Genomic DNA, 20,248 nt, shown 5'->3' on the forward strand with positions numbered 1-20,248 from the left:
AACGTCGGCCACAGCGAGGCCCAAATTCAGCCGCGCTTCTCCGTTGTCTTCGCCGCATGAACGGCGCTTACACCCTCACCCTGTTGCGCGACGGCCCGCGGGCCGAGTGGTCGCGCGTGCTGCCCTTCCCGAATGACGGCCAAGCGATCACCGCCGCCGGACGCATCGCCGAAACAGAGGGCCGCCGCTCGCCCGAGCCGGTGTCGCTGATGGTCGGCCGCAACCTCGACGAAGGCCACGTCGAATGGCTGGGCGGCTGGGACTGGGAAAACGACGCGCTCTGGTGGGACGCCCTCGACGAGCCGCTCTAGGACGCCGCGGGAGCCTGGATCCAGTGACGGCCCTCGACCAGGGCGGTGAGGTCGTCCTTCAGCCGCCAGCGGATCTTCACCAGGTCGTTCGGCGTGATGCCGGCGGCCATCGCCCGGATCTGCGCGCCGACGAACAGGTACTGGATCAGCAGCGGCTCCGGGCCGCTGTTGGCCGCGCCGAGCGTCAGCAGGATCCGGCTCCAGGCGCGGTAGAGGTCGGCCAGCGCCTCCTGCACCAGCGGCCGCAGCTCCGGCTCGCGCGCCGACTGCAGCCAGATGGCGTAGGCGGCGAGGTTCAGCGGCCCGAACTCGGTGGCCTCGCTCTGGAAGATCACCGCGGTCAGCTCGACCATGGTCGGCAGGTCGAGGCCTTCGAAGGCGTTGCTCATCACCTTGCGCGAGCGCGCTTTCGAGCGTGAGAACAGCAGCACCTGGGCCTCGCCGAGCAGGGCCTTCGACGAGCTGAAATAGTAGGCCGGCGCGCCGGCGGTGAGCCCGGCCTCGAGCGCGACCGAGCGATAGTTGACCGCGCCCGCGCCGCGCGCGGCGAGCAGGCGGATGGCGGCCTCGAGGATCCGCTCGCGGGTGGCGGCGGCCCGCGCGGTGAGCGGCTGGGCCGGCGTTGCGGCCGCGCCGGCGGCGGCCAGCGGGAACAGGTCGGCCGCGGTGACCTTGCCGGCCAGCGTCGCCCGCAGCGTCTCCGGGCCTAAGCCCAGGCCGAGCCCGTGGAACAGCGCGCCGACGGTGATGTCGAGGCCGGAGCGGGCGGCGATCGCCGGATAGGGCGCCTCGAACGCCCGGGCGACCTGCGCCCAGACCTGGAACAGCCGGTCGTACCAGGTGCGGGTCAGCGCATGGGCGTCCGGCCGGCGCGCGCCGTCGAGCATGATCTCGCACCAGGCCAGGGTGCGCGTGCGATGCTCGCCCAGGCCGCCGGCGGCGAGCTGGGCGACGAAGCCGCGGAAGCCCACGGCGCCGCCACCGCGCACGCTGTCGGCGAGCCGCGACAGCTCCGCGAGGTTGGCCTGCAGAAGCGCGTTCGCGGCCTCCGCGATCATGTCCTGCTTGCTCTCGAAGTAGTAGGTCGTCGCCGCCAGCGAGGCCCCGGAGCGCTGCGCCACCAGCCGGTGGGTGAGCCCGGCGACGCCGACCTCGGCCAGCACGGCGATCACCGCCTCGATGATCGCCGCGCGCGTCCGCTCCGAGCGCTCCTGTTTGGCGCGCCGGCCCCGGACCGGGTTTGCGACCGTATCGTCCATGGCCGGCGCCACGGCTCCGTCAGAGCACCTCGAACAGCGCCGCGGCGCCCATGCCGCCGCCGATGCACATGGTCACGCAGACGTAGCGCGCGCCGCGGCGCTTGCCCTCGATCAGCGCGTGGCCGGTCAGGCGCGCGCCCGACATGCCGTAGGGGTGGCCGATGGCGATGGCGCCGCCGTTGACGTTCATGATGTCGCCGGGGATGCCGAGCTGGTCCTGGCAGTAGACCACCTGGACGGCGAAGGCCTCGTTCAGCTCCCACAGGCCGATGTCGTCCATCTTCATGCCGAAGCGCTTGAGCAGCTTCGGCACGGCGAACACCGGGCCGATGCCCATCTCGTCCGGCTCGGTGCCGGCGACGGCCATGCCGATGTAGCGGCCAAGCGGCTGGAGGCCGCGCTGGGCGGCCAGGCCGGCCTCCATCACCACGCAGGCCGAGGCCCCGTCCGACAGCTGGCTGGCGTTGCCGGCGGTGATCGAGCCGCCTTCGACGACCGGCTTCAGCGAGGCCAGGCCGTCGAGCGTGGTGTCCGGCCGGTTGCCTTCGTCCTTGGCCAGGGTGACCGACTTGTCGCTGATCTGGCCGGTAGCCTTGTCGAGCGCCTTCATGGTCGCGGTGACCGGGATGATCTCGGCGTCGAAGCGACCGGCGGCCTGGGCCGCGGCGGTGCGCTGCTGCGACAGCAGGGCGTAGGCGTCCTGCCGCTCGCGGCCGATCTTGTAGCGATGGGCGACCGTCTCGGCGGTCTGCAGCATCGGCATGTAGACGTCCTTGTGCATCGCCAGCAGCTCGGGGTCGGCGCCCAGGCGGACCTCCGGCGTCTGCACCAGCGAGATCGACTCCACCCCGCCGGCGACCACCACGTCCATGCGGTCGACGATGACCTGCTTGGCGGCGGTGGCGATGGTCATCAGGCCCGAGGCGCACTGCCGGTCCATGGTCATCCCGGCCACCGTCACCGGCAGCCCGGCGCGCAGCGCGGCGGTGCGGCCGATCGTGTGCTGGTCGCCCTGCGGTAGGGCGGCGCCGATCAGGCAGTCGTCGACTTCCGCGGGATCGACCCCGGAGCGCTCGACGGCCGCGCGGATCGCCTGGGCCGTCAGCGTCGGCGCCTTCAGGTTGTTGAAAGCGCCGCGATAGGCGCGGCCGATCGGCGTCCGCGCGGTCGAGACGATGACTGCCTCTCTGGTCATTTCACGTCCTCAGCTTTCGAATTTGTAGCCCGCCTTGGCGAGTTCGAGCCGCGCCTGGGCGAAGGCCTCGGTCGGCACATGCTCCTGGCTACGGTCGGCCACTTCGTCCCAACGCGCGACAAGCTTTTCCGGCGCGTCGTCGCCGAAGCCGATCTGCGCGCCCTGGGTCAGGGTCACATAGGCGACCTCGAAGGCGCCGGCGCCGGTCGCCAGGATGGTCTTGGTCGGCGCGTCTTCGCGCACCAGGGCGAGCAGGCCGGGGCTGACCGCGTCCGGCTTCAAGAGCTCAAGCTGCCCGGCCGGCAGCAGGCCTTCCAGCATCTGGGTCGCCGCGGTCGGGGCCAGGCAGTTGACCCGGATGTTGTTCTTCGCGCCCTCGATGGCCAGCGTGTTCATCAGGCCGACCAGCGCCATCTTGGCGGCGCCGTAGTTGGCCTGGCCGAAGTTGCCGTAGAGGCCGGCCGACGAGGTGGTCATCACCACCCGGCCATAGTTCTGCTCGCGCATCACGTCCCACACCGCCTTGGTGCAGATCGCAGCGCCCATCAGGTGCACGTCGACCACCAGGCGGAAGTCGTCGATCGACATCTTGGCGAACGACTTGTCGCGCAGGATGCCAGCGTTGTTGACCAGGATGTCGATGCGGCCCCAGGCGGTCAGCGCCTGCTGGGTCATCGCCTGCACCGCGTCGACGTCGGAGACCGAGCCGCGCGCGGCGATCGCCTGGCCGCCCTCCGCGACGATCTCGGCAGCGACCGCCTCGGCGGCCTCGCTCATGTCGTTGACGACGACCTGGGCGCCGCGCTTGGCGAGCAGCTTGGCGTGGGCCTTGCCCAGGCCGCCGCCGGCCCCGGTGACGATGGCGACGCGGCCAGACAGATCGATCACGGTAGTTCCCCTAACACGGCTACACGATGGAGCGGCGTACGCCACGGCTGGGCCGCCGTATGAGTTTTCCCGACCTGCGGCGCAACCGGCCGACGGCCCGGATTGCGCGAGGGTCGTCCGGGGGTAGGTCCGCCCGCCGACCGAGTCAATCTCAATTGCGTGTCTGTACCAATTTCGCGCTGCGCCTCGACGTGTCATTGCCTTGCACTCCCGCAGAGAGTACTTTGCATTACAAAGTTACACAGGGATGCGCGCCATGGACGAGGTCGAACGCGCCCTTTCCCAGATCGCCGACATCCGCGACCGGGTGGCGGCGGCGGGCCGTTTCCGCGGCTTCGCGCCCGAGGCCATGGCGTTCAACGCCTTGCTCTCGCTCGGCGTCGCCGTGGCCCAGACGGTCTGGCCGCAGGCGCTGGCGCAGGATCCCGTGCGCTATATGGCGGTTTGGGGCGCGACCCTGGCCGCCATGACGCTCATCTCGGCGAGCGAGGCGGTTTCGCGTTCGCGCGGGCGGATGGCCGAGGCCATGCTGGGCGCGATCCTGCGGCTGCTGCTGCCGTTCGCCGCGGCCGGGGTCGTCATCGCCGTCGCCATCTGCAAGTTCTCGCCAGCCTCTGCCTGGATCGTTCCTGGCCTGTGGCAGATCCTGGTGGCGCTCGCCGGGTTCGCCGCGGCCTCGAGCCTGCCCCGCCCGATCGTGTGGGCCGCCGGCTGGTATTTCGTCTGCGGCGCCATCGTGCTCGCGCTCGGCGCCCGCGGCGAGCTTTCGCCCTGGATGATGGCGGCGCCGTTCACGCTCGGCCTGGCGGGCGTCGCCCTGATCCTTCACCGCTACGGAGAGCCGCATGGCCGCCGCTGAACCGGAAGCGCCCTTCGCCTACGAGGGGCTCGACCGCATCTTCCACGAGAAGGCCCGCCTCGGCATTGTGAGTTCGCTCGCGGCGCACGCCGACGGCCTCACCTTCTCGGAACTTAAGGGCCTGTGCGGCCTGACCGACGGCAATCTGAGCCGGCATCTGCTGGTGCTGGACGAAGCCGGCTACGTGACGATCGAGAAGGGCTACGACGGCAAGCGCCCGCAAACGCGGTGCCGTCTCTCCGACGACGGCCGCGAGCGTTTCGCCGATTATCTCAGCGTTCTCGAACAGGTGCTTCGCCGCGCGACCCGGGCGGCGGCCCGCACCGAAGATCCGACGCGCCCGCTCAGGCCGAGGCCTGCGTGAGGCGCAAACTTTGCCCAATTACTTTGCCATAGAAAGTTATTTGCCGACGAGAGTTGGCGGGGAGAAGCAGTCATGAACACCACCGCCGCGGCCCAGCCGCGCGTTCCAGCCCAAGTGCCCGCCCAACTCATCTGGGACCACAGCCTCGAGGCCTTCTGTCATGAGCTGGACGATCCCTTCCTGGCCGCCAGCCGCCTGCACTCGGGGCCGGACATCTTCTGGGCCACGGACTCCGGCCACGGCCGGCCAGCCTGGGTGATCACGCGACATGCGCTGCAGCAGGAGGCGTTCGCCGACTACGCCCAATTCACCAGCGAGGGCGGCTCGGGCTTCGAGCAGATGCTGAACGTGAGCTGGCGGTTGATCCCGCTCGACTACGATCCGCCGCAGCACAGCCTCTACCGGATGATCCTCAATCCGTTCTTCACGCCGGCCAAGGTGGGCGAGCTCGACGCGGCGATCCGAGCCGTCTGCAACTCGCTGATCGCGGCGTTCGAGACACGCGGCGCCTGCGAATTCGTCAGCGAGTTCGCGACGCCCTTCCCCAGCTACATCTTCCTCGCCCTGATGGGCATGCCGATCGACCGCGCGCCACAGTTCCTGGCCGGGGAGCGCGCGCTCACTCACGGCGCCGACCCGGCCGAGCGCCTCGGCGCCGCCCGAGCCGTCTGCGCCTACCTGACGGAATTCGTGGAGGAGCAGCGGGCCAATCCGACGACGGACCTGATGCAGGGGCTGATGTCGGCCCAGATCGAGGGGCGGCCGCTCAGCGACGATGAAGTCCTGGCGATGGCGCACACCTTCTATTTCGGCGGGCTGGACACCGTTTACAGCTCGCTGGGCTTCATCCTCCGGCATCTGGCGACGCATCCGAGCCTGCAATCGCAGCTCCGCGAGCACCCCGCGCTCCTGCCCCAGGCGGTGGACGAGCTGTTGCGCGCCTTCAGCGTGGTGAGTTCGCGCCGCTGCGTCACCGAGGATTTCGAGTTCCATGGCGTCCAGATGCGCCGAGGCGACCTCGTCGTGCTGCCGCTCTATCTCGCCGGCCGCGACCCGCAGGCCCATCCCGATCCGCACGAGATCGACCTCGCTCGGAAGTCCGGTCGCCTGACCTTTGCGAGCGGCCCCCACCATTGCCTTGGCGCCCACCTCGCGCGGCGGGAGATCCGGATCGCGCTCGAAACGCTGCTGTCGCGCTTCAACAACATCCATATCCCGCCCGGCGAGATCTATGACTTCCACTCGGGCGTTACGTTCGGCGTCGATCGCCTGCCGCTGACATGGGAGCCGATCGAATAGCTGGTTCGCTTGCTCAATCGGGCAGGTCAGGCGGGGCCAATCGGGCTTCCGGCGCCACGACGGCGCGTGCGGCCATAACGGCAGATGCAACGCTCCGTTGAGCGTGAGATACCTCGGCCAAGGGTGAGTCCATGGCCGAGCCGCGTATCTACTTCGAGGAAGTCAACCAGCGGCAAGGTGCCTTCCACCGCCGCGCCTTCCTGCTGGGCGGCTTCGCCGGCGCGGGCATGCTCGCGCTCGGCGCGCGTCTCGCCCAGCTGCAGCTGGTGGAGTCCCAGCGGTTCGAGAAGATGTCGGCCTCGAACCAGTTCAACTTCAAGCTGATGCCGCCGCCGCGCGGGCTGATCGTCGACCGCAACGGCGTGGTGCTGGCCACCAACCGGCCGAACTTCCGGCTGCTGGTCGCCCGCGACAAGGGCATGGACGTGGCCGGCACCCTGCACACCCTCGCCGAGTTCGTGCCGATCGACGACAAGCGCCAGGTCCGGCTCGCCAAGGACATCGCCGCGGCCCCGAAGCGGGCGCCGGTCGAGGTCGCCGAGGACATGAGCTGGGAGCAGTTCAGCGCGATCAACCTGCGCGAGCCCGAACTGCCCGGCGTCAGCGCCGAGATGGGCGAGGTGCGGGTCTATCCGCACGGCGGGGCCTTCACCCACGTCGTCGGCTATGTGGCGAAGGTCAACAAGGACGACATCACCCCGACCGGGCCGAACGCCGAGCCGATCATGCTCAATCCCGGCTTCCGGATCGGCAAGCAGGGGGTGGAGAAGGCCTTCGACCTGCAGCTGCGCGGCAAGCCCGGCGCGCGCAAGGTCGAGGTGGACGCCAGCGGCCGCGAGGTGCGCGCCGATTCCAACGGCGACATTCCGGCGGTTCCCGGCCAGGAGATCCGGCTGACGCTCGACGCCGACATCCAGCAGCGCGCGATGGAGGTGTTCGGCGCCGAGAGCGGGGCGGCGGTGATGATGGACTGCCGCTCGGGCGACATCCTCTGCATGTTCTCCGGCCCCAGCTTCGACGCCAACCGCTTCGTCCACGGCCTGACCGGCGCCGAGTACCGGCAGCTGGCGCTCTACGAACGCAAGCCGCTGTTCAACAAGGCGCTGACGGCGACCTATCCGCCGGGCTCGACCTTCAAGACCATGGTGGCGCTGGCCGCGCTCGAGGCCGGCTACGACCCCAAGACCGTGCACGTCTGCAACAAGTCATGGGCTTGGGGCGGCCGGGTCTGGCACTGCGACGTGGCGCATGGGCCGCAGGACCTGCACATGGCGATCGCCACTTCCTGCGACATCTACTTCTACCAGTGCGCCCTGTTCGTCGGGCCGGACAAGATCGCCGACATGGCCCGCCGCTTCGGCCTCGGCCAGCTGTTCGACATCGGTATCCCCGGCCAGAAGAAGGGCCTGATCCCCGACCGCGCCTACAAGAAGCGCGCCTTCAAGAAGGACCCGGTCTGGCACCCCGGCGAGACGCCGAGCATGGGCATCGGCCAGGGCTACAGCCACCAGAACCCGCTGCAGCTGTGCGTGATGACCGCGCGGCTGGCGAACGGCGCCAAGTCGCTGCACCCGCGGCTGATCCAGTCGATCGGCGGGGTCGAGCAGCCGCGCGGCTCGGCCTTCGGCGAGCTGCCGGTGAACCCCGCGCACCTGGCCTTCGTGCGCGACGCGATGAAGGCGGTGACCACCGTCGGCACCGCTGCGGCGGTCGCCGACCTCGGCCTCGGCGACATCAAGATGGCCGGCAAGACCGGCACCGCCCAGGGCTTCAACTACAACGGCGGCCGCGGCGTGCACGGCACCAACGGCGCCTGGAAGCTGCGCGACCACGCCTGGTTCGTCGCCTATGCGCCGCACGACGCGCCGCGCTACGCCATGAGCGTGCTGGTCGAGCACGGCGGCTTCGGCGCCGCCGCCGCCGCGCCGCGAGCGCGCGAGATCATGCGCACCGCCCTGCTCAAGGACCCGGAGATCCGCGCCCGCGTGGAGAAGCCGCTGCCGATGCCGCAGATCCCGGCCGAGCCGAACGGCGACGGCGTGCCGGAAGCGCCGACCCCGCTGCCCGACGTCCACGACCACGCCTGAGCTGGATCGCTTTTTGAACCGCTCACCCCGGCGAACGCCGGGGCCCAGATGAAACCCACGAGGCGCTCAGGCTGAGTCTGGATCCCGGCCTTCGCCGGGACGAGCGGAGTTTGGTTCAGCCGCCGCCGGCCAGCGCCTGGCCGTCGTCGACGGTGATCAGGCTGCCGGTGATCGCCTTGGCGCCCGGGCCGGCGAGCAGCAGGAAGGCCTCGTCGAGGCCGGAGATGTCCATCAGCCGGCGGCGCGGGAAGCCCTTGATCTGCTTCGCGCCGCCGGCGGTGGCGAACCAGTCGGCGTTGATCTCAGTCTCGATATAGCCCGGGCACAGGGCGTTGACGGCGATCCGCTGCGCCGCCCATTCGCGGGCCAGCGCCTGGGTGGTCATCGCCACCCCGGCCTTCGAGGCGCAGTAGGCGGCCAGCCCCGGCAGCACGGTGTGGGCGGCGACCGAGGCGATGTTGATGATCCGCGCCTGGTCGCGCCCGGCGACGCCCGAGGCGATCATCCGCCTGGCCGCCTCGCGCGCGCCGATGAACACCGCCCGCAGGTTCACGGAGAAGATCTGGTCGAGCGCCTCGATCGACTGCTCCAGCGCCGACCCCGCGCCGCCGACGCCGGCGTTGTTGACCATGATCCCCAGCGGCCCGAGCCCGGCCTCGACCTGGTCCAGCGCCGGGCCGATCGCGTGGGCGTCGGCGACGTCCAGCTCCAGCGCCAGCGCCCGGCCGCCGGCGGCGCTGATCTCGTCCGCCAGCGCCTGCACCCGGTCGACCCGCCGCGCCGCCAGCGCGACCGCGGCGCCCTGCCCCGCCAGCAGCCGCGCGAAGTGCGCGCCCAGCCCGCTCGACGCCCCGGTGACCATCGCCACCTGGCCTGAAAGCGAATGCGTCATGCCGCGCCCTTCCCTCGAATTGGATCGGCGGGATTAAGCGGCGTCCGGCCGTCGCCGTCCAGGCGCGCGGCGGCCGATGATCACTGCGTTTCCGCTGGAGTCACGTCGCGGAGGTCAGGCGTTCCGGCTACGCGATGAAACCGGCGGCGACTTAATCGCCAGCAAGTCGATGCCGCGACTTTGACTTGCGAGAGCGCGCGCCGGCGCCCACAGCCTAGCTGCGAGGTCTGAAGTTGTCTCCCGATCAAGTGTTCGTCGTCACCAACACGACGCAGTCGGTCGAGGGCGACGGCGTTCTGAATTTCGGACGCTTCCAGGCGACCTTCACCAGTCTCTGGAACGGGCCCGGCATGTCAGGCGGCCGGTATCTGACCACCGACCCGGCGACCGGCGTCAGCGGGTCGATCGACTTTCAGAACATCACCGGCCTGATCGGCTCAACCTACGGCGACTACCTGGTGGCCAACGCCCAGATCGCCTCGATCTCCGGCGAGGGCGGCGACGACACCGTGACCGGGCAGAGCCTGGACGCGCCGATCGCCTACCGCCTGCGCGGCGGCGAGGGCGCGGACTCGATCGCCGGCGCCGACCTCGCCGACAACGTCAACGGCAACCAGGGCGACGACAGGATCCGCGGTGGGGACGGCGGCGACACCCTGCTGGGCGGCCAGGGCGCCGATCTCGTCCAGGGCGACGAAGGCGCGGACCTGCTGAACGGCAATCGCGCCGGCGACACGGTCGACGGGGGCGCCGGCGCCGACACCGTCCGCGGGGGCCAGGGCGAGGACGCCGTCCTCGGCGGGACCGGCGACGACATCCTCTACGGCGATCTCGGATCCGACACGCTACCGGCGGCGCCGGGGCCGACGAGCTTCACCTGATCCTGGAGGACGGCCGCGACGTCATCGCCGACTTCAACTTCGCCGAAGGCGACCGGATCCGGGTCGACGGCGACGTGGAGATCCGGACCGAGCAGTCCGGCGCGGACATCAAGGTCTCGCTGATCTACGGCACGGTGGGCGTTCCGTTCATCACCGAGGTGATGGTCCGGAACGCCGACCTCAGCGCGATGACCGACGGCTGGCTCCGTCTGGGCTGATCGTCAGACGGCGGCCTTGGTCGGGATCTTGTAGCGGTCATAGTAGTCCGCGAAGTGCTTGCGCACGCCCTCTTCGGTCAGGCCGAACTCCGCCAGGCTGTAGCTGTGCTTGCCGTGCTTGCCCTGCGGGTTGGCGGCCATCAGCGCGGTCATCCCGGCTTCGGCCGCCGGGGTGAAGTCCTCGCCGAAGCGGGCGTAGAGCTTGCGCATCTGGCCGATCGGGTCGCGCAGCTGCTCCGCATACTGAATGTCGAAGATCGCGTCCTCGCCATGCTGGTCGCGGAAGGCGTTCTGCCGCGAGATCATCAGGTCGAAGGTGCCGATCATCCAGTCGGCGATCTCGCGCAGGTCGACCTGGTCGCTGAACATCGGCCGGACGTGCCGGATGAGGCTGCAGGCCGAGCCCACCACCTCGACCGGATCGCGGTGGGTCATCACCAGCTGGGCGTCGGGATAGACGGTGGTCAGCTCATTGAGGAACAGCGGGTGCCAGGGGTTCTTCAGCGTCCAGCGGCCGCCGTTGTTCGCCTGCAGCAACTGCAGCAGCTGCTTGTGGAAGCGGAAGGCCGGCAGGTAGTCGGCCTCGAAGAACCACTTGCTGTAGCTCGGGATGCGGACGTTGGAGTCGAAGATCTGCGCGCAGAACGACAGCGCCATGGCGTACTGGCACTCGGTCGGGCTGTCGGCGTCCTCGTAGTGGATCGCGGCGATCTGCGGCGCGAACTTGATGCTCATCTCGAGCTTCTGCTGCTCGGCCACATAGCGCGGGTCGGAGTGCAGTGCGCCGGCCTGCGCCGGCGGCGCGGAGTTGAGCGCTTCCCAGCGCAGCAGGCAGCGCCGCGCCGGGTCGGCGCTCAGCAGGTTGATGGTCAGGGTCGTGCCGGTGCGCGGCAGGCCGAAGACGAAGGTCGGCTTCTCGACCGGCCGCTCCAGCAGCTCCGGATGCTTCTTCAGATGGTCGACGATGCGCAGGCGGTTCGACAGGGTGTTGACGAGGTTCGCTTCCCAGCGCTGCACGCCGGCCTCGGTCAGCCGCGCCTCGTCATTCGAGGCCTTCACCAGCACTTCCAGGCCTTCGCGCGCGGCGGGATCGCCCAGGTCGCTCAGTCCGGTGGCTTCGCGCGCCTTGGCGATGATGTCGTCGACCTGCATTCGTCTTCTCCGGTGCGCCGCCGGGCGGCGATATCTGGTGTCATGGCGCGCCGCCCGGTCGTTCCGGGCGGCGTCGCGTTGAAGGTGCGCGCGTCAGCGCTGCGGCGGGCCGCCCATTTGCGCCCAGCGCTCTTCGCCCATCCAGGTGTACTCGAGGTAGTGGCCAAGGAAGGGCCGGGCGTCGAGGTAGAGGAAGCGCAGCAGCTCGTTGCCGCCCTCGAGGACGACCGGGAACGGCTGCTGGTCGACCCGGGCGCGGAACTCGTCCCAGTCCGGCACCCGCATGCAGATGTGGTGGAACTGCAGGCCGTCGTCGGCCGGCAGCGCGTCGCTGTAGATCGACACGTCGCCGGAGCCCGGCTGAATCAGCTCGTACTGCAGGTCGCCGACCCAGATGAAGGCCAGCTTGTTGGTCTGGCTGCCCTTGCCGTTCGGCGTGGTGACCTCGGTGGTGCCCTCATAGGTCATCACCCGGTCGACCTTGCCGCGCTTCTTGAACTCCTCGATCCACTTGTCGATGTCGCGGGTCACATAGGCGTTCTGGTAGTGGAAGCCTTCGAGCATGACGTCTCGTCCCTTGCCTTGTTTCGTTCGTCAGAAGCCCAGCGCCGCCAGCATCCCGCCGTCGACGCGAAGGTCGCAGCCGGAGATGTAGGAAGCGGCCGGCGAGCAGAGGAACACCGCCGCCGAGGCGATCTCGTCCGCCCGGCCGAAGCGTTCCAGCGGGGTGCGCGCCAGCATCTGGTCGACCTGCGGGCTGGCGGCCTGCTCGGCCTTGCCCATCCCGGTCTCGATCAAACCGGGCGAGATCGAGGCGATGCGCGCCTGGCGCTGGCCGAACGGCCCGGCCTGGCGGGCGACCAGCTGGATCACCGCGCGCTTGGAGAGCGGATAGGCCGCCTGCGGCGTCGTCGCCATATGCGCGATCGCCGCCGAGCCTTCGCCCGGCTTCAGCGCCTTGAGCGCCGCGTCGATCTCCGGCGAGACCACCAGATGCGCCGAGGACGAGGAGATCAGCACCGCGCAGGAGCCGGCGGCCATCCGTGGCCGCACCGCTTCGACCAGCCGCTCGGTGGCGTCGTAGTTCACCGTCAGGATGCGAGGGCCGTCGGCCATGGTCGGCGACAGCCCGGCGGTGTGCACCAGGGCGCCGATCTCGCGCTCGCCGATCGCGGCGAGCACGCGCGCCGGGAAGTCTTCGGCCGCCAGGTCGTGGGCGAGGATCTCGACGCGCTCGGCGCGGTCCTTCAGCGCCGCGGCGGCCTGCTCGAGCCGCTCCTGATTGAGGTCGCACAGCAAGAGCTGCGCGCCCTGGTCGGCGAACAGACCGGCGACCGCCGATCCCATGCCGCCGGTCGCGCCGGTCACGACGGCGAGCCGCCCCTTGAGCGTGGACGAAGTCATCGTTCCTCCCGGTTGTTGGCCGCAGCAACACGCCGCGACAGAGGCGGCGTCAAGCCGACGCGCGGGCGCGGCGGCCGCCAGGGCGGCGATTATGGCCGCATGTTTTGCGAACGGCCGGTTCTGAACATCGGCGCGCCTTCCGCCGCCCGGCGTCAGGCCCGCATGGTCAGGCCGGCCAGCCGGCCGCCGTCGACGTTCAGCGCTGCGCCGTTGAGATAGCCGGCCGCCGGGCTGGTGATCATGACCAGCGCGAACGCCTGCTCCTCCGGCGTGGCCGCCCGGCCGAACGGCTGGACGACGTCGGCAAGAACCTCCGGTGCGGTCTTGACCGCGATCTGGTCGGTCAGCATCGGCGTCTGGGTCAGGCCGGGCATGGTGCAGTTGATGCGGATTCCGCGCCGGATCAGGGTCTGCGACTGCAGCATGGTCCAGACCACCACCGCCTCCTTGGAGAAGGAGTAGCCTTCACCGACGTCGTCGGGGTGATCCTCCGCCCAGCGCACCGCGCCGGCGTAGTCCTGGGCGGCGATGAATTCCTTGAGCAGCGGAATCCGCCGGCTCCAGCCCATGCCGGCGGTCGAGGCGATGCTGCCGATCGCCGCGCCTTCTGCGAGCCGCGGCAGCACGCGATCGGTCAGATGGCGCGTGCCGATGAAGTTGACCTTCAGGATGTCGATCGGCGCCGAGGTCGGGCCCAGGCCGGCGCAGTTGAACAGGGCGTCGAACTCGCCGTTCAGGGCGGCGACGGCGCCGTCGATCGATTGCGGCGCGCGCAGGTCAACCTGCTGCATCGACGCGAGCGCCAGGTCGGTCGGCCGGAAGTCGAGGCCATGGACCTCGGCGCCGGCCCGGAGCAGCAGCTTGGCGGTGGCGTGGCCCATGCCCGACGCGCAGCCGCTGACCAGCACCCGCCGGTCCTGATAGCCGACGAGATCGCTCATGGCTGGGCGCCCTCCTCGGTCGACGCCTCGTCCTGCTCCGCCGTCAGCATCGCGAAGATGTGCGCCGAGCGTGATCGATCGAAGATCGGGTGAAACGGCCGGCACTGCTTCTGCATGCCCGCCGACACCGCCGCGAGATCGTCGGTCTCGATCTCGTAGATCGCGACGTTGGGCCAGAGTTCGTCCTGGCCCGGGAAGTGTCCGCGCAGGGTCTTGAAGCGTCGCGCGGCCTTGATGCCCTCGACCGACAGCAGGTCGGGCATGTGGACCTCCTCGTACCAGCGCTCCAGCTCGTCGGCGTCGCCGTCCGGGGTCGGGCCGTTCAAGGCGATGATCACATATTTCGGCATGCAACCTCCCTGGCGAGGGTGAGTGTCTCCCCACCGATTGCTCGCCGGCCGCAGCGTAGGCGGCATCCCGCAGGCGGTAAACCGGGCTGGATCCGTGGAATCCTCGCGGGTCCGTCGAGATGCTTTCCTGCAAGTAACCGCGTTCTGGAAAGTACGATTCAGGTTGTTTCGCCATGCTCACGGCGGACATCACCCTCGCTCAGTTCGGCGAGCTTCCGACAACATCTCCACACATGGCCGGTGAAGATCATGAAGACGCTCACTGTACTCTCGCGAAAGGGCGGTTCGGGGAAGACCACCGTGTCGGTGAGCCTGGCGCTCGCCGCGCGCCAGGCGGGTCTGAAGGTCGTCATCGCCGACATCGATCCGCTGCGTTCGGCCGCCGAGGTGGTGCGCTCTCGCCCGGAGGCGGCCTCGCTGCTGTTCGAGACCACCGCCTCGAAGCTGTTCATCGTCCAGGACGCCTGCCGGCAGAACGGCTGCGACCTGCTGGTGGTCGACACGCCGACCGCGCCGGAACCGGACATCCTCAGAGCCGTCAACGTCTCGGACTTCTGCCTGGCGGTGGCGCGGCCGACCGCGCTCGACATCGCCGCCATTCGCCAGTCGACCGGGCTGATCGAACGCTCCGGCTGCCCCGGCCTGGTGGTCCTGAACCAGTGCCCGCCGCTGCGGGAGGGCCAGGAACCGACGCTGGTCCGCCAGGCGCTGGGACAACTGCACTTCTCGCGACTGCCGGTCGCCCGCTCCCGGCTGCGCAATCGCGCCGCCTACCAGCACGCCTTCGCCCAGCACCGTGCGGTGACCGAGTGGGATCCGACCTCGGAGGCGGCGGCCGACGTGCTCAAGCTGCTCGCCGAGATCAGCGAAAGCCTCGCGCTGCGCAGCGCCCCCGCCGGCGAGACGACGTCGCCGGCCCGCAAGCTGATGGAGCGCATCGCGCCGTTCTTCGCCGCGGCCTGAGCGTAGGGGCAAGCTTGCTCCGCGCTAGATCACGGCCCGATCCTTGAGGCGGGTGATCGCATCCCAATCCAGCCCCAGCATGTCGATCAACACCTCCTCGGTGTGCTCCCCGAATTCGGGCGCCTGGCGATAGACGCGGGCCGGCGTCTGGGACAGCGTCACCGGAAAGCCGGGGAGCTTGATCACGCCGTGTGACGGATGCTGCAGCTCAGTGATGTAGCCGTTGAGGACGGCCTGCGGATCGTTCGCCGCCTCCTCGGTCGTGTTGATCGCACAGACCGGTAGATCGCCCTTCTCGGTGAACCGCGCGAGCCAGTAGTCGCGCGGTTGCGCGGCGAAGATCGGATCGAGGATGGCGGTCGCCTCGCGCGCATGGGTGCAGCGGCCCCAATGATCGGCGAACCGCGGATCGTCGGCGAGCGCGGGCGGGTCGCCGAGCGCCTCGAGCACCACCGGCCAGTGCGGGTCGGTCGTCAGAATGGCCAGCGCCATCCACTTGCCGTCCGCGCATTTGAAGGTGTTCCACAGCGGATTGCCGGGATCCAACCGGGTCGGCGTCTTCGACTTCATGTGCTTCGACATTTCGGACTGCGCCACCCGGCCGTCCTGCTTCATCAGCGAAAGCACGATCGGCAGGCCTCGCAGCCACATCATCGACCCCAGCAGCGAGGTGTCGATCTTCTGGCCGACCCCGTGGCGTTCGCGCGCGATGATCCCGGCCAGCACGCCGTAGGCCAGCATGATCGCCCCCATCTGGTCAGCCATCCCGCCGTCCGGGATGTCCGGTTCATCCTCGTGACCGGTGCGCAGCAGGAAGCCGGACCGGGCCTGCCCCAACAGGTCGTAGGCGCGGGCGCTGCGCTCCGGCCCCTCAGGTCCGAAGGCGCTGGCCGAGGCGTAGATGAGCCGGGGGTTGCGCTGGCTTAGCGTCTCGTAGTCCAGCCCGAGCTTCTCGGCCACGCCGGGACGAAAGTTCTGAATGAAGACGTCCGAGGTATCGATGAGCTTGCGGACCAGTTCGACGCCTTCGGCGCTCTTGAGGTCGACGGCGAAGCTCTTCTTGTTGCGGTTGTTCATCTCCCAGTAGGGCGACTTGCCGTCGTCGAAGCTGAGCATCGCCCGCCCGCCGTCGCCGCGCACCCGCTCCTCGATCTTGACGACCTCGGCGCCGAGGTCGCCCATCATCGCCCCGGCCACCGGCCCTTGCTGCCAGATCGTCCAGTCGACGATGCGGATTCCGTCCAGCGGACCCTTGGGCTCGTTCGCCTTGGCCTCAGGCATCACGATGCTCCCAGATGCCCTGGTCGATGTAGCTCTGCGCCAGCGCAGCCATCCCCTTCTCGCCCTGGATGTAGGTGCGGGCGAGCCGCATGACGTGCTTGGGGTTTTCCGGGTCGATCGTGGAATGGACCTTGGCCGGGCTGCCGACCGCGAATGAATAGTCGGGAATGACGGCGCCGTCGGTCAGCACGCTGCCGGCCGCCACCGCGCAGAAGGCGCCCACCCGCGAGAACGGCATCAGCGAGGCGGTGTTGCCGATCATGCTGTCGTGGCCGATGAAGGCCTCGATCGTGCAGCTGTGGCCGACCATCACGTTGTCCTCGATGTGGGTCGAGGTGTGGAGGACCGAGTTCTCCTCGATGTGGACATTGTTGCCGATGCGGATCGGCGTGGTGTCCGAGCGGATGACGACGCCGGACCAGATCGAGCAGTTGTCGCCGATCACCACGTCGCCGATCAGTTCGACGCTGTCGGCGATCATGCAATTGCGGCCGATCACCGGGGTCTTGTTCTTGTAGGGATAGATCTTCATCTCCGCCCTCTCAGTCGAGATCGATGTTGTAGACACGCGCGGCGTTGCCGCTGAGGACCTTGCCCCGCTCCACGACGCTAAGGCCGCCGAGGCGCGCCTCGATGTCGTCGATCGGAAAGAGGCAGGTCGGATGCGGGAAGTCGGTTTCGAACATGCAGTTGTCGACGCCGACCTTCTGGATGGTGTTCGAGATGTCCCACGTCTCGAACCAGAAGCAGCCGTAGAAATTCCGCGCGAAGTATTCTGAGGGTTTGAGTTGCAGCTCGCGCGCGTGATTTCCGGCCATGCCGTAGAACTGCCAGTCCAGCGACTCCAGCAAGAACGGGATCCAGCCGATTCCGCTCTCCACCGAGACGAACTTCAGCTTCGGGAAGCGATCCAGCAGCCCGCTGAAGATGATGTTGGCCATGACCCGGCCGTTGTTGAAGAACAGCATCGAGCCGGACAGCGCGCCGCGGATGGCGTGGTGCATCGACGGCCAGCCCTGGCCGCCGATCCAGTCCATCGACTGCTCGCTGGCGCCGATGTGGAAATTCACCGGCAGGTCGAGCGCCTGGCACACCTCCCACAGCGGGTCCCAGTGCGGCGAGGCCAGGTCCGGGAGCAACGCGCCGTCCTCGCCCCGATGCGTGTGCGGGTCGGAATTGATGTTCACGCCCTTCATGCCCATGGCGTGGGCGCGCTCGATCTCCCGGACCGCCGCCTTCACGTCCCACCAGGGCAGCAGGGCCATCGGGAACAGCCGCCCGTTCGACTGGCGCTGAATCTCGGCCGTGCCGTCGTTGTAGATCTGCGTGCAGGCCAGCCGCAGGTCGGCGTCGACCTTCGCCGCGGCCTGGCCGCCGAAGCCGAGGATGTTCGGGTAGACGATCTGCGCGTCGACGCCGCAACGGTCCATCTCCGCCAGGCGCGGCGCGACCGCGTAGGAGCCTTCGTGCACGGTCTCGTAGGTCATCGGCGCGAAGTCATCGACGTCGAGGATCTTCGATCCGTCCTTGCGGATCGCGCTGAACGGATTGGCGCCCAGCCCGATCGGCTTGTCGCCGTCGATCACCCACGAGCGCCGACCATTGAACTCTTTGATCTGCGGCACCCGATCGCGCAGCCCGGCCGGGGCGTGATCGAGCCACAGCGTCGGCGGCTCGCTCAGGTGAGTATCGACATCGATGATGCGCAGGTTTCGATCCCGCCGCCCCGCACCAAGGCCCTCAGCCATTTCCGCCATCCACTTCCGCCCGCAATGCTGAACGCCGAGCGTTTCTCCGGCGTCACGCAGCCTGTCTGTCGAAAGCAGTAAGCCCGGTCTGGCGGGCCGGAGCGCGATCTGTGCGGCCAACAATTTGTCCTAAGCGGCCAAAGTCTTCCGCCCGCGGGTTGACCGTCGGCGGGCGGGAAATTCGTTGTAGAAGTGTCAGGGACACTGATCGGGAGGCCAGTCGGGATGTCGCGGCACGACGACCGGATCGCGGAGTTCTCGGACTTGCGGCGGTTTCTCTCGCCCGACCAGGCGGCCGCGGCCCCGATCAGCCTGCCGGAAGACGGCGCCTTGCTGCGGATGTACCCGGCGCACCTGCAGCCTCGCGCGGGATCATTGCGAAGCGACCTGCTCGACGTGGACTCGCACTGGCATTTCCACGACATGCACCAGCTGATCTACGCCTTCGAAGGCGCGCTCGAGATCGAGTCCGAGACCGGCCGGCATCTGGTGCCGCGCCAGCTGGCGGCGTGGATCCCGGCCGGCGCCCTGCACCGCGTGGGCCTCCACCAGATCCGGTCCGGCTCGGTCTTCTTCACCACCGACATGATCCCGGCGCCCGGCGATCGCATCCGCACCGTGCTGGTCGCTCCGTTGATGCGCGAGATGATGCGCGAGGCGTTTCGCTGGCCGTTGCAGGGACCGGACTCGCCGCTGCGCACCTCGTTTCTCGCGACCATGGCCGGCCTCTGCGCGGAATGGATCGAGCGCGAGGCCGACCTTTTCATGCCGACCTGTCGCGACGCCCGGCTGCGGCGAGCGCTGGAGTTTACCGAGGGGAAGCTGGAGGCGAAGCTGGCGGAAGTCTGCCGTGAGGCGGGCCTCTCCGAACGCTCGTTCCGTCGCCGGCTGAAGCTTGAGACGGGGCTCACCTGGGAAGCCTGCCGTCAGCGTAGCCGGCTTCTGCGCGCCATCGCCCTGCTCGGCGAGACCGACGCGCCGATCATCGACATCGCCCTGTCCTGCGGCTTCGAGAGCCAGTCCTCGTTCGCCAAGGCGTTCCGGACGGCGATGGGCGAGACCCCAACGGAGTATCGCTTCGGGGCCACAAAGGGCTGAGAGCCTAGGGGTTTCGGGCCGTCACGCGCGCTGCGCTGCTCGCCCTTATTGGCCGGCTGATCGCGTTTTCGACGCTGGCCATGCCGATCGCCGCGTCGCAGGCGCCGCTCAACGCCCGCAAGCTGATGGAGCGCATCGCGCCGTCCACCCCGGGCGTCCGCCCCCCTGGCTAGGGTTGGCGCGCCGAGCGCACATTTCGAGGAACTCGGCGCCGAAAATGACCCCCTGTCCCTGAGACTTTGATGGCCAGATCAGCTGCTTGTTCAGCGGCCTTGAACGCCATAGATGCCGCAAACGCGAACCGACCAAATTGCGCAGGCTGCTGGCTAACCGGAGCGCGCGTCCCCATTTATTAATCCGCGCCGTCGGGCGTGTGCCGCCACCGAAGCGGTCGATCCCCTCCGAGCGGCGCGAACGTGAGACCATGATGTCCGCGCTCCTCTCAGCGTCCGCGTTCTGTGTGTTGGGCGGCGGCGTTCCGCGCATGGCGATGTCTCTGCTCGACGGGCGGGTGCGGCCATGACGCCAGCAGGCTCGCCCTCGGATTCGGCCCGGGAGAACGCCTACCTCCGCGCGCGAAATGCTCAGCTTCAGGAGGATGTGACCGCGCTGAACGCCGAAGTGGCGCGCCTGCGGCAGATCGTCGAGCGCCTTCACGGCCGCACGATCACGCGTCCGCCAAATCCGTTAAGCGGAGGTCAGTAGTTGCATGCCGAAGCACGCGCCGCACGACGATGAACCTCACCTCATGGCGCTTCGTTCGCACCTGAGGCCGCAAGCTGCGGCGCCAGTGAAAGAGCCTTCCGCCAGGCTCGTCCCTCCTCCGCCCGCCACGACTGCGCCGGCCCGAAGGTATGCCGAGCTGCTCGCCGCTTGCGAAGTCCGACGGAGAGCCCGCGATGATCTTCTCCTGCGGAAGATGGCGAGCGTCCGGGAAGAAATGAACCCGGATCACGGTTTTGGCTGCGGGCCTACGCCCCTGTCATTCCCGACCTCGCGAAAAATCTCCCCTCCGGGCGGGCGCTGGAAAACTCCGTGAGCGGATGAATCCCTGGGCT

At 69.0% G+C, this 20,248-nt stretch carries 21 protein-coding genes; 9 read left to right on the forward strand and 12 right to left on the reverse strand.

The features are described 5' to 3' along the window. The first annotated feature begins 56 nt into the window (after window positions 1–56). Entirely contained in the window at window positions 57–311 is a 255-nt protein-coding gene (locus ACSQ14_RS20270; protein WP_436016049.1) for a hypothetical protein, read from the forward strand. Here the strand turns inward: ACSQ14_RS20270 and ACSQ14_RS20275 are convergent. From ACSQ14_RS20275 to ACSQ14_RS20285, 3 genes are read right to left on the reverse strand one after another with little or no spacing between them, the layout of a single operon-like run. Further along, entirely contained in the window at window positions 308–1,570 is a 1,263-nt protein-coding gene (locus tag ACSQ14_RS20275) for a TetR/AcrR family transcriptional regulator (protein WP_436016050.1), read from the reverse strand. The two genes, ACSQ14_RS20270 and ACSQ14_RS20275, sit on opposite strands and share 4 nt — an antisense overlap. Window positions 1,571–1,589: 19 nt before the next feature. Continuing rightward, a complete protein-coding gene (locus tag ACSQ14_RS20280; protein WP_436016051.1) occupies window positions 1,590–2,765 on the reverse strand; it encodes an acetyl-CoA C-acyltransferase in 1,176 nt (391 codons plus the stop codon). A gap of 9 nt (window positions 2,766–2,774) precedes the next feature. Next, window positions 2,775–3,650, reverse strand: a complete 876-nt coding sequence (locus ACSQ14_RS20285) for an SDR family NAD(P)-dependent oxidoreductase (RefSeq protein WP_436017588.1) — start codon at window positions 3,648–3,650, stop codon at window positions 2,775–2,777. 259 nt (window positions 3,651–3,909) lie between these two features. Here ACSQ14_RS20285 and ACSQ14_RS20290 point away from each other — a divergent pair, with 259 nt between their 5' ends. The 4 genes from ACSQ14_RS20290 to mrdA all read left to right on the forward strand — a co-directional run bounded on the left by ACSQ14_RS20290 (window position 3,910) and on the right by mrdA (window position 8,262). After that, window positions 3,910–4,512 (forward strand): hypothetical protein, encoded by a 603-nt coding sequence (locus ACSQ14_RS20290; protein ID WP_436016052.1) that lies wholly within the window; start codon window positions 3,910–3,912, stop codon window positions 4,510–4,512. Further along, window positions 4,499–4,876: a winged helix-turn-helix domain-containing protein gene (locus ACSQ14_RS20295; protein ID WP_436016053.1), complete on the forward strand. Its 378-nt coding sequence runs from the start codon at window positions 4,499–4,501 to the stop codon at window positions 4,874–4,876. Before ACSQ14_RS20290 ends, ACSQ14_RS20295 begins: the two co-directional genes overlap by 14 nt. A 72-nt stretch (window positions 4,877–4,948) precedes the next feature. Further along, on the forward strand, window positions 4,949–6,175 hold the full coding sequence (locus ACSQ14_RS20300; protein WP_436016054.1) for a cytochrome P450: 1,227 nt from the start codon (window positions 4,949–4,951) through the stop codon (window positions 6,173–6,175). Between the two features lie 131 nt (window positions 6,176–6,306). Further along, window positions 6,307–8,262: a penicillin-binding protein 2 gene (gene mrdA / locus ACSQ14_RS20305; RefSeq protein ID WP_436016055.1), complete on the forward strand. Its 1,956-nt coding sequence runs from the start codon at window positions 6,307–6,309 to the stop codon at window positions 8,260–8,262. Between the two features lie 115 nt (window positions 8,263–8,377). Here mrdA and ACSQ14_RS20310 read toward each other — a convergent pair whose 3' ends face one another. Beyond that, window positions 8,378–9,154, reverse strand: a complete 777-nt coding sequence (locus tag ACSQ14_RS20310; RefSeq protein ID WP_436016056.1) for an SDR family NAD(P)-dependent oxidoreductase — start codon at window positions 9,152–9,154, stop codon at window positions 8,378–8,380. 233 nt (window positions 9,155–9,387) lie between these two features. Here ACSQ14_RS20310 and ACSQ14_RS20315 point away from each other — a divergent pair, with 233 nt between their 5' ends. Both ACSQ14_RS20315 and ACSQ14_RS20320 read left to right on the forward strand, forming a co-directional pair. Next, entirely contained in the window at window positions 9,388–10,035 is a 648-nt protein-coding gene (locus ACSQ14_RS20315) for a calcium-binding protein (protein WP_436016057.1), read from the forward strand. Window positions 10,036–10,109: 74 nt separating this feature from the next. After that, window positions 10,110–10,253, forward strand: a complete 144-nt coding sequence (locus ACSQ14_RS20320) for a hypothetical protein (RefSeq protein ID WP_436016058.1) — start codon at window positions 10,110–10,112, stop codon at window positions 10,251–10,253. 3 nt (window positions 10,254–10,256) lie between these two features. Here ACSQ14_RS20320 and ACSQ14_RS20325 read toward each other — a convergent pair whose 3' ends face one another. From ACSQ14_RS20325 to ACSQ14_RS20345, 5 genes are all read right to left on the reverse strand, one after another. Continuing rightward, window positions 10,257–11,405, reverse strand: a complete 1,149-nt coding sequence (locus tag ACSQ14_RS20325; RefSeq protein WP_436016059.1) for a sulfotransferase family protein — start codon at window positions 11,403–11,405, stop codon at window positions 10,257–10,259. A gap of 93 nt (window positions 11,406–11,498) precedes the next feature. Next, a complete protein-coding gene (locus ACSQ14_RS20330; protein WP_436016060.1) occupies window positions 11,499–11,969 on the reverse strand; it encodes a VOC family protein in 471 nt (156 codons plus the stop codon). A 30-nt stretch (window positions 11,970–11,999) separates the two neighbouring features. Further along, complete coding sequence (locus ACSQ14_RS20335) at window positions 12,000–12,809, reverse strand: SDR family NAD(P)-dependent oxidoreductase (protein ID WP_436016061.1); 810 nt, start codon at window positions 12,807–12,809, stop codon at window positions 12,000–12,002. A 152-nt stretch (window positions 12,810–12,961) separates the two neighbouring features. Beyond that, a complete protein-coding gene (locus tag ACSQ14_RS20340) occupies window positions 12,962–13,750 on the reverse strand; it encodes a coniferyl-alcohol dehydrogenase (RefSeq protein ID WP_436016062.1) in 789 nt (262 codons plus the stop codon). Next, window positions 13,747–14,100, reverse strand: a complete 354-nt coding sequence (locus ACSQ14_RS20345) for a hypothetical protein (RefSeq protein ID WP_436016063.1) — start codon at window positions 14,098–14,100, stop codon at window positions 13,747–13,749. Before ACSQ14_RS20345 ends, ACSQ14_RS20340 begins: the two co-directional genes overlap by 4 nt. 249 nt (window positions 14,101–14,349) lie before the next feature. Here ACSQ14_RS20345 and ACSQ14_RS20350 point away from each other — a divergent pair, with 249 nt between their 5' ends. After that, on the forward strand, window positions 14,350–15,063 hold the full coding sequence (locus tag ACSQ14_RS20350; protein WP_436016064.1) for an AAA family ATPase: 714 nt from the start codon (window positions 14,350–14,352) through the stop codon (window positions 15,061–15,063). Window positions 15,064–15,087: 24 nt separating this feature from the next. Here the strand turns inward: ACSQ14_RS20350 and ACSQ14_RS20355 are convergent, their stop codons facing one another. The 3 genes from ACSQ14_RS20355 to ACSQ14_RS20365 are packed head-to-tail and all read right to left on the reverse strand — an operon-like array spanning window position 15,088 to window position 18,092. Further along, window positions 15,088–16,344: a CaiB/BaiF CoA transferase family protein gene (locus ACSQ14_RS20355; protein ID WP_436016065.1), complete on the reverse strand. Its 1,257-nt coding sequence runs from the start codon at window positions 16,342–16,344 to the stop codon at window positions 15,088–15,090. Beyond that, window positions 16,337–16,876, reverse strand: a complete 540-nt coding sequence (locus ACSQ14_RS20360; protein ID WP_436016066.1) for a gamma carbonic anhydrase family protein — start codon at window positions 16,874–16,876, stop codon at window positions 16,337–16,339. The genes ACSQ14_RS20355 and ACSQ14_RS20360 overlap by 8 nt, the downstream gene beginning before the upstream one ends. Before the next feature lie 10 nt (window positions 16,877–16,886). Next, window positions 16,887–18,092 carry an amidohydrolase family protein gene (locus tag ACSQ14_RS20365; RefSeq protein ID WP_436016067.1) on the reverse strand — a complete coding sequence of 402 codons (1,206 nt, stop codon included), beginning with the start codon at window positions 18,090–18,092 and terminating at the stop codon, window positions 16,887–16,889. Between the two features lie 225 nt (window positions 18,093–18,317). Here ACSQ14_RS20365 and ACSQ14_RS20370 point away from each other — a divergent pair, with 225 nt between their 5' ends. Then, a complete protein-coding gene (locus tag ACSQ14_RS20370; RefSeq protein ID WP_436016068.1) occupies window positions 18,318–19,190 on the forward strand; it encodes a helix-turn-helix domain-containing protein in 873 nt (290 codons plus the stop codon). Window positions 19,191–20,248: the final 1,058 nt, after the last annotated feature.

The organism is Phenylobacterium sp. LjRoot219, from assembly GCF_964252995.1.
In the GTDB taxonomy this organism is placed as follows: domain Bacteria; phylum Pseudomonadota; class Alphaproteobacteria; order Caulobacterales; family Caulobacteraceae; genus Phenylobacterium.

Excerpts from the sequence above, each read along its gene's own strand:
- ACSQ14_RS20270 (WP_436016049.1), top strand. The coding sequence starts at position 57 with ATGAACGGCGCTTACACCCTCACCCTGTTGCGCGACGGCCCGCGGGCC.
- ACSQ14_RS20275 (WP_436016050.1), bottom strand. The coding sequence starts at position 1,570 with ATGGACGATACGGTCGCAAACCCGGTCCGGGGCCGGCGCGCCAAACAG.
- ACSQ14_RS20280 (WP_436016051.1), bottom strand. The coding sequence starts at position 2,765 with ATGACCAGAGAGGCAGTCATCGTCTCGACCGCGCGGACGCCGATCGGC.
- ACSQ14_RS20290 (WP_436016052.1), top strand. The coding sequence starts at position 3,910 with ATGGACGAGGTCGAACGCGCCCTTTCCCAGATCGCCGACATCCGCGAC.
- ACSQ14_RS20295 (WP_436016053.1), top strand. The coding sequence starts at position 4,499 with ATGGCCGCCGCTGAACCGGAAGCGCCCTTCGCCTACGAGGGGCTCGAC.
- ACSQ14_RS20300 (WP_436016054.1), top strand. The coding sequence starts at position 4,949 with ATGAACACCACCGCCGCGGCCCAGCCGCGCGTTCCAGCCCAAGTGCCC.
- mrdA (WP_436016055.1), top strand. The coding sequence starts at position 6,307 with ATGGCCGAGCCGCGTATCTACTTCGAGGAAGTCAACCAGCGGCAAGGT.
- ACSQ14_RS20310 (WP_436016056.1), bottom strand. The coding sequence starts at position 9,154 with ATGACGCATTCGCTTTCAGGCCAGGTGGCGATGGTCACCGGGGCGTCG.
- ACSQ14_RS20325 (WP_436016059.1), bottom strand. The coding sequence starts at position 11,405 with ATGCAGGTCGACGACATCATCGCCAAGGCGCGCGAAGCCACCGGACTG.
- ACSQ14_RS20330 (WP_436016060.1), bottom strand. The coding sequence starts at position 11,969 with ATGCTCGAAGGCTTCCACTACCAGAACGCCTATGTGACCCGCGACATC.
- ACSQ14_RS20335 (WP_436016061.1), bottom strand. The coding sequence starts at position 12,809 with ATGACTTCGTCCACGCTCAAGGGGCGGCTCGCCGTCGTGACCGGCGCG.
- ACSQ14_RS20340 (WP_436016062.1), bottom strand. The coding sequence starts at position 13,750 with ATGAGCGATCTCGTCGGCTATCAGGACCGGCGGGTGCTGGTCAGCGGC.
- ACSQ14_RS20345 (WP_436016063.1), bottom strand. The coding sequence starts at position 14,100 with ATGCCGAAATATGTGATCATCGCCTTGAACGGCCCGACCCCGGACGGC.
- ACSQ14_RS20350 (WP_436016064.1), top strand. The coding sequence starts at position 14,350 with ATGAAGACGCTCACTGTACTCTCGCGAAAGGGCGGTTCGGGGAAGACC.
- ACSQ14_RS20355 (WP_436016065.1), bottom strand. The coding sequence starts at position 16,344 with ATGCCTGAGGCCAAGGCGAACGAGCCCAAGGGTCCGCTGGACGGAATC.
- ACSQ14_RS20360 (WP_436016066.1), bottom strand. The coding sequence starts at position 16,876 with ATGAAGATCTATCCCTACAAGAACAAGACCCCGGTGATCGGCCGCAAT.
- ACSQ14_RS20365 (WP_436016067.1), bottom strand. The coding sequence starts at position 18,092 with ATGGCTGAGGGCCTTGGTGCGGGGCGGCGGGATCGAAACCTGCGCATC.
- ACSQ14_RS20370 (WP_436016068.1), top strand. The coding sequence starts at position 18,318 with ATGTCGCGGCACGACGACCGGATCGCGGAGTTCTCGGACTTGCGGCGG.